Below are 13120 nucleotides of genomic sequence, written 5' to 3'. Positions count from 1 at the left end.
TTATGACCTGACTAAAATGGAATCGGCAATGAATCTTCATAGAAAACTTGTCAACGTATATACCCCACCTGTTCAACAGGGTTTTTTGGGCGATGGCCATGTTGCTAGGCCGGTCATTCAGGTTGATTACACCCAAAGTGATCCGTTCATTGTGCTAATGGACGATCAGCTTACCAAACAAAATGAGCAACCCGTGGGTGGTCCGCATCCGCATGCCGGGTTTGAGACCGTGTCCTTACTGCTGGAAGGCGAAATGGGTGATGAGGCTCACCGATTGCACAATGGTGATTTACAGATTATGACCGCTGGTAGTGGCATCATTCATACGGAAACCATTGAGCGCCAGGCATCCATGCGGCTGCTTCAATTGTGGCTAAATCTACCAAAAAAAGATCGCTGGGCTAAGCCACGTGTACAGGATCTGTCTTTGGATAAGGTACCGACTTTTTCGCAGGATGGTGTAACCATAGGGGTTTACAGTGGCTCGTTGGCTGGTTTGACTTCACCAATTCAGAATTATGTACCACTCATCATCGCCGATATCCGGTTGCAGCCAGGAGCTAGTACAGTGCAGCACATTCCGGCTTCGTATACCGCTTTCTTGTATGTACTTGACGGAAGTCTACAAGTAGGAGATCAGGCCCAAGAGATACATCAGGAGCAGGTCGGTTGGCTGAACAGATCCGCTGATGAAGCATCGAGCGAGCTAAAATTAACGGCTGGTGAATCCGGAAGTCGATTGATTCTGTACGCCGGTGAGCCACAAGGTGATGCCATCGTATCGCACGGCCCCTTCATTGGCGATACGCAGGAGGACATCAGACGGCTCTATCAGGAATACAGGCAGGGTAAAATGAATCACATAGCCACCGTTGAGGCTTCGCAGCGGATGCTGTGGTAAGCTTCTTGTAGGCCATCAACAAAATCACTTTCTCAGTACGGACAAGTCAATAATTTTCAAGCATATGTCAACTACCAAATGGGTCCTAGACCCCACACACAGCGAATTAGGTTTCAAGATCAAACATCTGATGATCAGCAACATTTCAGGCTCTTTCCAGCAGTTTCAGGTAGCGGTTGAAACAGATAACGACAATTTCAGCACGGCACAGATTCGGGCGACTGCCGAAATAGCTTCTATCCACACCAATAATGAGCAACGCGACCACCACTTGCGTAACTCCGATTTTTTCGATGCGGAAACCTATCCCCAGTTGACGTTCACATCAACGAAAGTAGAGCAGCTAACCGACGATACTTTTAACGTCTATGGGGATTTGACCATGAAGGGGACCAGTAAACCGGTCAAACTAACGGTTGAGTACAGTGGCGTTACGAAAGACCCCTGGGGCGGTCAGCGAGCGGGTTTTACCGTGACTAGTAAAATCAACCGCAGCGATTGGGGCATTAACTTCAACGGCGTCCTGGAAACCGGCGGGTTAGCGCTGGGCGAAGAGGTGAAGGTTAATAGCGAAATACAGCTGGTTAAACAGCTCGCGACGGTAACCGCTTAACCAGACTCATTTGTAAAGCAGCCTTCTGAAGTGCCTGATTGAATCGGGTGCTTTAGTAGGCTGCTTATTAATTTATAGTCAGATCTAAAATTGCCTGTACTTTTGCGGCTGCCTGACACTTACTCATCTTACGTTATCCTTGTCACAATCGTCTTCCATTCAAGAATTTACCCTTGATCCGCAGAACAGAGCAAGCCTGTTTGTCAAAAAGTTGCAAGGCTCTTTTAGTCAGGAGGGGCATGATATCGGTACGCCACACCGCGATGACCATTATCTTTTTATGCTGGCTTCTGAGGGAGAGATGGTCTTAAACATTGACTTCGCTCAGGTGGAGGTCAAAGCACCCGCGCTGGTGCTAATTACACCTGGGCAAGTGCATAACGTGCTTGCAGCGGAAGGGATGCAAGGCTGGACCGCTGGCTTTGATGCTTCATTGATTGATGGTGATTTTTTGCAGGTATTAACCCGCTACTTTCGCAGGTCAGTGGTTAGTCACCCCCAACAACCTTTGCTGGATCGTAGCTATACGCTGTTGCAGCTGTTGGAGGTCATTCAGACGGGTTCGCACGATGCATACACCCACATTACCCTGCGCAGTCTGCTGACGGCCTTGCTGAGTCTGCTAGCCGGTCAGCTTACAGATCAATCAACAGGCGTGAAAGAGCCAGAGCGACGGGCAACTGTGATTGAGCAGACATTTCATCAGCTACTGGAACAGCACTATGCCAACTGGAAACAACCCGCTCAGTATGCCGCCGAACTAGCCGTTTCCGTTTCGTATCTCAACGAGGTGATCAAAACCATCACGGGCCATTCGCCTTCGAGCCTGATTCAGCAACGATCCATCCTGGAAGCCAAACGACTGCTTTATTTTACGAATCTGACTGTCAAGGAAATTGGTTACCAACTTGGCTATGAAGACCCCATTTATTTCAACAAACTATTTCGTAAACGGACGGGCAGCACCCCACTTGCCTTTCGTCAACAGTTCCGCGATTAGGACCATCTTTTCCGCTAACAGAGCTATATAGGACTACGGTCTATACGTTTGTTTTGCAACGAAATCAAACTCGTTATGCAAACCAACATAAATATTTCACTTGTTCTGGAAGCCGTCCGGCAAATTGGCGATACGTTCCTCATCCATTACAAAAAAACAGCGATTCCAACCGACATGGATTCACTCATGGATCGCTTGAATCAACTGGACGAACAATGCCTGTCTAGTCTGAAAGCCAATCTGTTGCCAGCTTATCCGGACATACCCTGGTTCGTCGGTGATGAGTTTGACAAAGCGGGCCAAAAACAGCCGCTTGATCTACCCGAATACTGGCTATGCGATACGATGGACGGAGCCATTCAGTATTTGCAACACCTACCGGGCTGGACCATCAACCTCGTGCTGATCCGTCAGGGACAGCCTTACTTGTCGGTGGTGTATGCTCCACTGGAAGGCGAGCTGTACTGGGCTCAGCAGGGCAAGGGGGCCTATCTAAATGACCAGCCTATCCATCCCAGCACTAAAACTGATCCCGCCGTTATGGTAGCGGTATTCGATTACGGTCACCAGGATGAAGCGGCCTTCGCTCCTAACCTGAATCAGCAGGTAGGCACGGCTGTAACCCGCTTGCTCGATCACGTTGGTATCGTTCGCAACTACGGTCCACATGGGTTGCAACTGGCCAATGTAGGAGCAGGTCGCATCGATCTGTTTTATCAGCCCGGTCTGGACACCTTCAACTGGCTGGCCGGGCTACTTATCGCTCGTGAAGCCGGTGCTCTCGTGCTGACCACGACTGGACAACCTTGGCAATGGGGCGACGATAGTTTGCTGGTAGCAGCTCCCAGCGTAGCTAAAACGCTGTTGACTAGCCTAGTAAAGGACTTGTAATTTCTCACCTAATCTTTTCTAAATCATGACAATAGCCATCATCGGTGCTTCTGCGGGCATTGGCCTGCTCACCGTCGAAAGAGCCCTGACCAGTGGACACCAGGTGATTGCCCTTTCGCGGGACACCTCACCCATTCCAGATCATCCGGCCCTCACTAAAGTAAAGGGCAGTGCCACCTCCGTTGCTGACCTTAAAGGACTCATCATCGACGCCGATGCGGTTCTGGTTACCATAGGGACTAAGAAAAAGAAAGGGACGACCTTGTTCTCCGATACCGCTCAGGCACTTATTACCGCGTACGCTGAGACTCGATCCAAGGCCCCGCTGCTGGTAATTACCGGCTTCGGCACAGGCGAAAGCAGGCGATATTTGGGGTTGTTCATGAAACTAGTTATCCGCTTTTTTCTCAGGGATCAGTATACCGACAAAACGAGAATGGAAGTCATGCTGGCCAAGGGTTTGATTCGCTGGGAAATCGTTCAGCCGGGTATACTCACCAACGGCTCGCACACAGGAAACTACCGAGTACAATCCTCACTGCATAAAGGCATGCAGGTTGGCCGCATATCCCGCGCTGACGTAGCTGATTTTATGATAAATCAGGCAGAAAATCCCACATTCCTGGGCCAGCACGTGGCTATCAGCTACTAAACGAATGGGCCGTTAATCAAAATACAGGCAAAACTTACCGGGCATATTCGGGTAACGGCGTGTCTTTAAGCAGTTCCTCCTCTTCCGGGTCCGAGCTACCAAACACGCTGGCGATCTTTTGGACCGGCTCGCTCGCCAAGATGCCCACTACGGTGTTGACGATTGATACACCCAGCGCTGTTTTGGGATAAGCTATCCGAGGGATACCGGGCGGCAGTTTTTGAACCGACTCAACGTAAGGTCGGAGAATACGTTCGTAGCTGGCAAACCCATCTTCGAAGCGTTCATGGGTGGCCAGTTCGCCCGCCAGTACGTAAGCCCCTACAAAGGCTAGTGTGGTACCTTTGCCCGTTATGGGTGCGGGGCAGTAGGCTGCGTCCCCAACCATGGCAAAACGACCGGTTGACCAGCGGGGAGCTTTAATCTGACCAACGCCGTCAAAGTAGATATCGTCGCTTTTTTCGACTTCCTGGGCCAGGCGGGGTGCTTCCCAGCCTGCACCAGCCAGCCGACTGAGCAGAATGGCTTTCTTAGTATTCTTGTCTAATTTTTCATACTCTTCCTGCGGCAAAAGAAAATTGATGGAAGCACGGGTGGTTCCCTCGTTATCGGGTCTCAGCAACAGCACACGTGAGTCATCCGCTGTGTACCAGCGTGCCCAGTTGGTGTCCGTTTCCGTTTTGGCAATTGTCAGGTAGGCCGTGCACAGGCCTAGATAGTTGAACACGGACTCGTCGCCAAACATCAACGTTCTCGTCCTGGAACGAATCCCATCTGCCGCAATTACCAGATCGTACGTTTCGGTATGGCCGCTGGCAAACGTAACCGTGGCCTGATGATCATCCTGAGCCAGTTGAGTAATCTGATCGTCGAACCGGTACGTTACGTTTTCTTTAGTGAGCTCATAAAGAATGTTCACCAGATCACCCCGAACAATTTCCAGTTCTTGGGTGAGGCTGTTAGCTCCCTCTTTGGGAAAACTAGCCGTCACCTGGTTATCCTTGTCTACCCATTGCGTTCCGATTTCACCCGTATTGGCAGCCTTTATCTGATCCAAAATGCCCATCAGTCGGGCAACTTTTCGGGCAGGTCCGTTAACATCAATGTTTTGCCCGCCCAGCCGAAGCGACGGTGATCGTTCGACAACCGAAACCTCAAATCCATATTTATGCAGCCAGTAAGCTAGCGTGGGTCCGGCAATGCTAGCACCAGCGATAAGAACTTTCTGTTTTTTCGTTTCCATTTTATTTACACGTCGTTCGAGTTAACTGCTTCCTCAGTTGTTTGAGGATTGTTCAGCGTTTACTTTTGATTAGATACAAAACAACGATATTGTACCTTTGTTATAATATTACAACGGAAATCAAATAAATATGCCTAAGCTATCCGCGGTTCCGGTATTAATGGAGTGGGAACGCTTTGTGGACGAGAACCCACAAGGGGGTATTAGGGAGTTTGCCAGTTGGTTGCTAACAAATACCGATCCGCTACGAAAAACCCCAACAAAGCTGGAATCAGAGCCCTTGATGAAATCGGGAATGCGCCTGTCGGAAGCCTTCCAGGAAAGTGAAGATTTCCTATCCTGGTTTTTTATGGGCCGTCTAATCCGGTACGTTAAATTTTACACCAAATCGATGATGGCAGAGCAGGGCATGAGCGGGCCAGACGAGTTTTTGTTTCTTTCCCTGATCAACGAGATGGACAGACCTACCAAAAAAGAGGTATGCGTAGCCAACGCTACCGAGTTGACCACCGGTATGGACATCCTACGTCGATTGATCAAGCTAGGGCTAATTGATGAATTCGCCGATGAGCGGGACAGGCGGTCTAAGCGGTTAAACTTAACACCAAAGGGACACGACACGGTACAAACAATAGCGGAGGGTTTGAGTCAGCTCCACCATAGCGTACTGGCGGATCTTGAGGCAGCGGAACGAAAGCATTTTTTACAGACGCTCCAATACCTCAACAATTACCATTTCCCGTTTTATGAACCTTGATAAGAAAAAGCCGTTCGATACTCTCGAACCGAATCTAGCCAGCTATACATGAACGAAGGCATTGAATAAAACCGATCTGACGTAAGTTTGCGAATTGATCGCCAACAGAAAGTCCTTAATCGCTTCTGAGCGACGCTTTACTTCATGACTATTTGGTACTTCATCGATCTGGCGGGGACAAGTGTCTTTGCTATTTCGGGCGCACTTTCCGCCCTGAGCAAGAAAATCTACCATGATCTGGTTGCCCTTTTTTTTGTAGGCTTTTTGACAGCCGTGGGTGGAGGAACGGTTCGCGACGTCATCATGGGTGCCTATCCGATTGCCTGGATACGGGATCCGGCTTATTTGATCGTCATTCTTCTCAGCGTTCTTGTTGCGGTGGCCGGGCGCACCTGGTGGCGTGGTGCTTTTCGGCGGCCTTTAGTCTTCTTCGACACGATTGGTCTTGGCCTGTTTACGATTCTGGGTATGCAAAAAGCGCTGCATGCGGGTGTAAACGACTGGGCTGCCATAGTGTTGGGGATCATCACGGCACTTTTCGGCGGTGTGATCCGGGATACCTTCGTGAATGATTTACCCCTTATTTTAGATCGGCAGCTCTACGTTACACCCTGTTTGACCGGTGCTCTCCTCTACCAATTGAACGCAAGCCTGGGCCTAGACCCAACGCTCAACGTGATCGTGTCAGCGGGTTTGATTACCCTATTCAGGCTCATGGCAATTCGTAAGGACTGGACCTTACCCCGGATTGAGAATTAAGCGAAACCAAAAAGCTTACCCTTAATCGAGCCATTCGTAGCGACAACTAATTCTTCGTAACAGCTGCGTCATTAGGCGTTTTGAACGAATCAGACAAAATCACCCGGCTTCAAGTTGAACCAATTGTTGGCTGGACGTGTCAGGCAAACGATTGGAGATGTGTCTGGCGTCTTCGTTGCATTCTCCAGTCACTACAAAAAGTGTAGTTAGTCAGATTAGCTGACGAACCAATATACTGCGAGCCGTGGAAGATACCAAGGGACTACTTAATCAAATAAAACACCATGATCAATTAGCGGTTACGGTGAACCAAAACTGTTCAATCGCCTTACCCGAAGCGGCTTTACACAAGTTGCTTCAGCCACATAGATTAACGTATTACTATTTCATGTTCTTTGATCAGGGAACGGAAACGGTTGAGGTTGATCGGCAGGAAGTAACGGTTTCCAGCAGCCAGCTTGTATTCGGTCTACCCAATCAATCGTTCGTTCACGATTCACCCAATCACAACAATCAACAATATAAGTTTAGCTTTGACGAACAGACATTGGCCTTGCTCCCACGGGCTTACCCTTTTCTGACGAACCCCAAACAGGCTAGCGTAATCTCCTTTGATCCGCTTGCCAAACAGCGGGTTAGCGCTTTGCTGTCCATGTTGTTTCAACTACTCCACGCATCCACCAAGCCGATCAGTACGGATATTATTTTAGCGCATTTAAACTCGCTGCTCAGCGAATTCAATGGTGCCTACTTTGATGACGAACGCAGAGATCTCCTGCCCGACCCAAAACGGTCGAAATACGTTGCGTTTAAATTAGCCGTCGAGAAACAGTTGACCGAGCAACCAGACATGCATTCTATTGCTCACCAACTAGGCTTGACAACCAGCAGCCTATACGCACTAGTTAAAGAATATTCTGGCCTGTCACCCAAAGAATGGGTCATCAATCAACTGATGGTAGAAGCGCAACGTCAGCTTCAGTATTCACCTCGTTCGGTGAAAGAAATTGCCTACGAATTAGGGTTCAACGATCCGGCTTATTTCTCCCGGCTATTCAAAAAAAAGACGGGTAAAACGGTCAGTACATTTCTAGCCGACTTGCGCGATTTGTCCAATAGATAACACGATTTGTCCCCCTCCCTTCCTGTAGAGCACTCTACTTTTGCTGAACTCATTGATAGATAAATAAGTAAAATGAAAACAGCACTAGTAACCGGAGCCAATAAGGGTATCGGTCTGGAAGTCGCCAGACAGCTCGCGCAGCATGGATATTTCGTATACTTAGGGAGCCGCACGCTGGCGAATGGTCTAGCGGCTGTCGAAAAGCTAAATGCCGACGGTATCAGCAACGTGGAAGCCATTCAACTAGACGTTACCGATGAGCGGTCGGTTCAAACCGCGCGCATAGCGTTAGCAAAGAAAACGGCGACGTTAGACGTACTCGTTAATAACGCTGGTATTTCAGGCGGGTTTCCCCAAGCAGTGTTGCAAGCATCCATTGATCAATTCAAGGCTGTTTTCGAAACCAATTTATTTGGAGTTGCACGGGTTACTAAAGCCTTTATTGATCTGATGAAGCAATCGCCTGAACCACGCATTGTCAATGTAAGTACAGCCTTGGCCTCGCTCACGCTTGCCGCTGACTTGAGCAATGACAACCGATACGCAGTTTATCAGTCAAGTAAAGCGGCTTTGAACATGTACACCGTTAGCCTGGCCCACGAATTGCGTGATTCACCGTTTCGGGTCAACGCGGTTTGTCCTGGCTATACACAAACTGATTTTACCAACCATCAAGGTACGAGTACAGTGCAACAAGCCGGCCAACGCATCACTAAATATGCCCTGATTGATCAGAACGGCCCAACCGGAAAATTTATCAGCGAAGAATACTTTCCTGAACCAGCCAGCTGCCCCTGGTAAGGTTAAAAAACAGCTTGCTCAGGTCTGGCCAGTAGCGATCTGAAATGAGGTAAACTGTATAATCAAAGTGAAGGCACTATACTGAGAGATTATGAAGTAAGTAAGCGGAACAGAGTAAGGAGCTATGAGAGAAGATAACGACCTTCAACCTGGACTGGTCGGGTAAGATTCATCCAACTAGCCCTTCTGCGCTTATAACAGTGGAGAGGAAGGCACTATCCAAAGCTTGGCAAAATAGAGCTTTGGGCCTTTGCTTCGTTTGAAGTAGGTTTGTTTTACTACAGTGTTGACGCGTTGGGTTGGGAGAACCTCTTGATTCGTATTTTAGTCAGTTCATTGCACGAGGCCGTTTTTTCTGAAAATAGAGTCTATTTTCGCACAAACTTGGTCACTTTCTAATGTCTTCACAAATACTCTGGGTTCTGTTGCTGACTTTTTTGATCAATCTTATCAGCACACTCTCCTATTCGGTGCGTATTGTTGGCATACGGACTCGTAAGATAGCCGTTTCGTTCGCTCTGTTCAACGTATTGGTGTTGATATCAAGAACGGCTAACGGCTTTCAGGCTCCTATTTTAGCTAACATCGTTGAGAAAACGATTGGGACTCATCAACCTGATCCGATTAATCAGTTTTACTGGATCTTATGGATGACCTCGTTAGCTACGCTCGTAGGAGCCCTGTTGATTCCTTCTTTTCAGCGCCTATTTTCGTATGCCGTCAGCCATTTCAGCCTTCATAAGTCGATGCCTAAGCTACTGATGTCAGGTCTATCGCCAGCCGGGTTTCACTTAGTTCGATCTAACACCGTGGCCCCCAGCCATCTCAATATCACGCAACTAGTCAATAAGGGTCCAATTCCCTGGCGTGTGTTTGGATTCAACGTGGTAGCTGTAGCTGTTCTTACAGTAGGTGTGTTAGCCTCCTTATATGCTGGTTATTTGAATCCAGATCTACGAACAACGTCGAGTAACCTGTCATCGGTTATTAATGGATTGGCCACTATTCTGATGTTTCTATTCATTGATCCCTATCTGTCAATCCTGACCGATGAAGTAACCGAAGGAAAATACAAGGAGCCTGCTTTTAGACAACAGGTTGTTTTAATGGTTATCGCTTGTCTAACAGGAACCCTGCTGGCACAGCTCACTTTTTTACCAGCTGCCCGATTGATTGTGATGATTGCGGAGCGTATGTAACAACCCTCTTTTCTTAAGAACAATAATCAGCAAACCTATCTATTCATTGATGGAGCGGGGAATATGCGTATTGGCGAAGTAAAAGAGTATGGGTGAAAGCACATTCACCATTTGAAGTTCTTGTAACGTACACTTCCCGATTCAGTGCGCAATACAGGGTAAACGATTGTGGTCATAATCTCATTGCAGTTAAATTGCGACGGTATTTTATACAGACAATGACGAAACAGATTTTTCTTGCTGGTGGGGATATTCGCTTAAACAGCAGTGACGAATGCAATCAGTATATCATCACCCAACGAACCACGGAAAAGGTAATTAAAAGCAAAGCTTGGCGAGCTGGAGGGTCTGTTCGCTCATACCTGGTTCCATCATCAGAGATTCATCTTCTCAAACACATCACAATTGGAGAAACTGACATTTCACATAAGCTTTACTTAATAAATTCTGATGTATATAAATAGAAACCGTAAGGTAATAGTGCGGCTCCGGTGTCTTTAATAGCAATGAACTCAACGAAACCCATTGCGAATCCATTAACGACAAAACACCACTTTGCCATTTTAGACGGTCTCCGGGGAGTGGCCGCTGTAGCCGTAGTTATCTTTCATTTTATGGAGTTCATCGAGCCTGACTACCACGATAGCTTCATTGCACACGCCTACCTGGCCGTTGACTTTTTTTTCTGTTTGTCCGGCTTTGTCATCGCTTATGCTTATGATGATAAGCTCCAGCAAATAGGCATTGTTACGTTTCTAAAGCTTCGTCTAATTCGCTTGCATCCACTGGTTATCATTGGTTCCGTGATTGGTTTGATCGCCTTTTTGTTTGATCCGTTCAGTAACCTTCACCGACTCTATGACCAGAAAATTGTCGCGATGTTTGTCGCTTCCTGTCTGATGATTCCATATCCCCTGGTAAGGGAACGCTACTTCAATCTATTTCACTTAAATCCACCTACCTGGTCGTTGTTCTGGGAGTACGTTGCTAACTTGCTTTACGCCCTGATCTTAGTCAGGTTACCCACAAAAGTAGTATGGACTTTAACGATCCTAGCGGCTTTTTGCTTAGTGTATGAAGCGCACCAGTCGACTTACCTGGGTGTAGGCTTCGGCGGGGATAACGTCATGGGTGGAGGTATTAGAGCGTTGTATTCCTTTCTGGCAGGCATGCTCGTGTACCGCTCCAAGTGGATTATAAATACTCGTCTTGGTTTTATTTCGATGAGCACGTTGTTGCTAACGGCTTTTCTTATTCCTTTTTCGAAGCCCGTCAATTGGTTCGTCGATTCCGGAGTTGTCATCGTCTACTTTCCTTTTTTAATAGCTTTGGGGGCAGGGGCACGATTGAATAAAGCACTGACAGGGCTTTGCCGATTTTCGGGTGAAATTTCGTACCCTTTGTATATGATTCACTACCCTTTTTTGTGGATCGTTTTGAGTTATATCGAAGTAAAAAAGCCGTCGATTAGCCAATTGACCGTTATCACGATTGTCGGGACTATTTTATTGATTCTGCTCGCCTATGCAGTCTTGTTATTCCTGGATAGTCCCATTCGGAAGTACCTAAAAAAGAAACTATTGATAACGATGTAATTCCTTGACGGCTTAAATGATGTATTGTTACGAGTCAAATGCGCAGCTATACACCGATAACTGTATTCATTTACAGCCGTTTAAGCCTGTCATTTTAGGTTAATTCCGCCATTTCGATTTCGAAAAAGTCTTCTTTGGGCGCGTCGCAGGTTGGACAGGTAAAGTCATTGGATAATAAAGCAAAAGAGACACCGTTCGAAACACCCCTTAATGGCTCACCAAATTGGCTGTCATAAACCGTGAAGCAATGACTGCATTGGTGGACTTTTGGTCGTTCCTGTACGTCAACTTCCGGCTGGTCAACTTTACGATCAAGCGGCTCATCGTTCCTGCTTAATCGCCGGGCACTGAACTTCCGACAAAGTCGTTCGATCTGAGCCGGCACGTGAATTTTTAGTAACCCCCGTTCGAACAGATGGTAAGTGCGACTGTTTGGGTTAAAATTATCGGTAAAGTATAAATCGTACACGCTGAACAAAGCCAGTTTGCCGACGCGAAAGACGGGACGCTGCCGTATCAATACGGAACCGAACACCTCCGACTTTGGCTGCGTCTGAACGCCAAAACACAACCCAAAAGTGCGGGTATCGTTTTTCTCAAAATACCGCATAACGTAACTTTTGAGCTGCGTTCCATCGGTTGTATAATCCTCGGTTTGCCAGGCCAACTCATTAGCCGCGTGACGAACGTTGATATTATGCTTTCCCAAGATATGAGACCATGCCGCACGGTCTTTCTCCTCAATACCTTTGATAATAAGCGACTTCCAAGGGGTTGTGCATAGTTCACCGACGCGGGTTTTCAGGCATAGCGCACATACATCCAATAGAAAGGCAATGGAAAACTGTTCATCCCGGCGGTAAAGTCCCAACCAAGACCGTTGTCCGTACCGATTAAACCCTTCGTAGTAAGGAAGCGAGAAATCAGGCAATTCCACGTCCTGCGAGGCCGGTTGCGTAACGAATGGCTGAGCCGTTGTTACAGCGTTATACAAGGCTTCTTCCTCCTGAATAGCCTCATCGAGCATCGCTTGTTCCAGCGCTTTGGCCAGACGGCCAATATCATTGGTATACACCAGTTCGGGCCAGCGAAACAAGGTATTTCGCTGCTTTGGACGAATGTACAAAAACCAGAAGTGCGGCTCTGGTGAAGCAATAAAGTTTAAATTTCCGGTAAAAAAAGGCGTAAAACTTTGGTTAGCATCGGACAGGTTGACTTTCAGGCGGGGCTGATAATCGAATTGATCCAGCACAGTATGATACTCGCTTTCGCGAAGCCACGCGCCCGTACGAAAGACTTCTTCACCGCAATAAGAGCTAATGATATTGGGGAATTGCTCGGTATTTATTTCGTACTTGATTTGGTGCTGCTTCAACTCCTTTTCGAAAAAGCGCATGTCCTCGTAATGGACCGTCATCAGCAATTGCTGACGAGCGCCAAAACGGACGGTTCTGACCTTGGCGTCGTAGGCTAATTTCAACACCAGTTGCAACGCGCCAGGAGATACGATTCCAGCGGGCAGATTGACTTTTAAGCTATAGTAATCGCGCATGGATCAAAGCAGATAAGTGACTAAGAAACAGTTT

Annotated in this window: 13 protein-coding genes; 11 read left to right on the top strand and 2 right to left on the bottom strand. The window is 47.6% G+C overall.

Annotated elements, in window-relative coordinates; genetic code table 11:
- Positions 1-28 precede the first annotated feature (28 nt).
- The 5 genes from LQ777_RS24450 to LQ777_RS24430 all read left to right on the top strand — a co-directional run bounded on the left by LQ777_RS24450 (position 29) and on the right by LQ777_RS24430 (position 4057).
- Entirely contained in the window at positions 29-901 is an 873-nt protein-coding gene (locus LQ777_RS24450; RefSeq protein ID WP_232563089.1) for a pirin family protein, read from the top strand.
- 64 nt (positions 902-965) lie between these two features.
- Entirely contained in the window at positions 966-1514 is a 549-nt protein-coding gene (locus tag LQ777_RS24445; protein WP_232563088.1) for a YceI family protein, read from the top strand.
- Between the two features lie 139 nt (positions 1515-1653).
- A complete protein-coding gene (locus LQ777_RS24440; RefSeq protein ID WP_232563087.1) occupies positions 1654-2514 on the top strand; it encodes an AraC family transcriptional regulator in 861 nt (286 codons plus the stop codon).
- A gap of 75 nt (positions 2515-2589) precedes the next feature.
- Positions 2590-3405 carry an inositol monophosphatase family protein gene (locus tag LQ777_RS24435; RefSeq protein ID WP_232563086.1) on the top strand — a complete coding sequence of 272 codons (816 nt, stop codon included), beginning with the start codon at positions 2590-2592 and terminating at the stop codon, positions 3403-3405.
- A 25-nt stretch (positions 3406-3430) separates the two neighbouring features.
- Positions 3431-4057, top strand: a complete 627-nt coding sequence (locus LQ777_RS24430) for an NAD(P)-dependent oxidoreductase (protein WP_232563085.1) — start codon at positions 3431-3433, stop codon at positions 4055-4057.
- Positions 4058-4091: 34 nt separating this feature from the next.
- Here the strand turns inward: LQ777_RS24430 and LQ777_RS24425 are convergent, their stop codons facing one another.
- The gene (locus LQ777_RS24425; RefSeq protein WP_232563084.1) at positions 4092-5300 is read right to left on the bottom strand and encodes an FAD-dependent monooxygenase; all 1209 of its coding nucleotides are present in this window, start codon (positions 5298-5300) and stop codon (positions 4092-4094) included.
- A gap of 130 nt (positions 5301-5430) precedes the next feature.
- Between LQ777_RS24425 and LQ777_RS24420 the strand changes: the two genes are divergently transcribed.
- The 6 genes from LQ777_RS24420 (at position 5431) to LQ777_RS24395 (ending at position 11534) form a co-directional block, all read left to right on the top strand.
- Complete coding sequence (locus LQ777_RS24420) at positions 5431-6057, top strand: MarR family winged helix-turn-helix transcriptional regulator (protein ID WP_232563083.1); 627 nt, start codon at positions 5431-5433, stop codon at positions 6055-6057.
- 144 nt (positions 6058-6201) lie between these two features.
- A complete protein-coding gene (locus LQ777_RS24415) occupies positions 6202-6816 on the top strand; it encodes a trimeric intracellular cation channel family protein (protein ID WP_232563082.1) in 615 nt (204 codons plus the stop codon).
- A gap of 388 nt (positions 6817-7204) precedes the next feature.
- Positions 7205-7939 (top strand): helix-turn-helix domain-containing protein, encoded by a 735-nt coding sequence (locus tag LQ777_RS24410; RefSeq protein WP_232563081.1) that lies wholly within the window; start codon positions 7205-7207, stop codon positions 7937-7939.
- Between the two features lie 72 nt (positions 7940-8011).
- Positions 8012-8740 (top strand): SDR family oxidoreductase, encoded by a 729-nt coding sequence (locus tag LQ777_RS24405; protein ID WP_232563080.1) that lies wholly within the window; start codon positions 8012-8014, stop codon positions 8738-8740.
- A gap of 398 nt (positions 8741-9138) precedes the next feature.
- Positions 9139-9939, top strand: a complete 801-nt coding sequence (locus LQ777_RS24400) for a lipid II flippase Amj family protein (RefSeq protein ID WP_232563079.1) — start codon at positions 9139-9141, stop codon at positions 9937-9939.
- 506 nt (positions 9940-10445) lie between these two features.
- On the top strand, positions 10446-11534 hold the full coding sequence (locus LQ777_RS24395; RefSeq protein ID WP_232563078.1) for an acyltransferase family protein: 1089 nt from the start codon (positions 10446-10448) through the stop codon (positions 11532-11534).
- 94 nt (positions 11535-11628) lie between these two features.
- Here the strand turns inward: LQ777_RS24395 and LQ777_RS24390 are convergent, their stop codons facing one another.
- Positions 11629-13086, bottom strand: coding sequence for a rubredoxin (locus LQ777_RS24390; RefSeq protein ID WP_232563077.1), 1458 nt, complete (start codon positions 13084-13086; stop codon positions 11629-11631).
- Positions 13087-13120: the final 34 nt, after the last annotated feature.

Origin of the sequence: Spirosoma oryzicola, from assembly GCF_021233055.1 — a bacterium.
Taxonomy (GTDB): Bacteria; Bacteroidota; Bacteroidia; order Cytophagales; family Spirosomataceae; genus Spirosoma; species Spirosoma oryzicola.
Note: the sequence above shows the minus strand (reverse complement) of the source record. Positions and strands in the feature narration are given on the sequence as shown.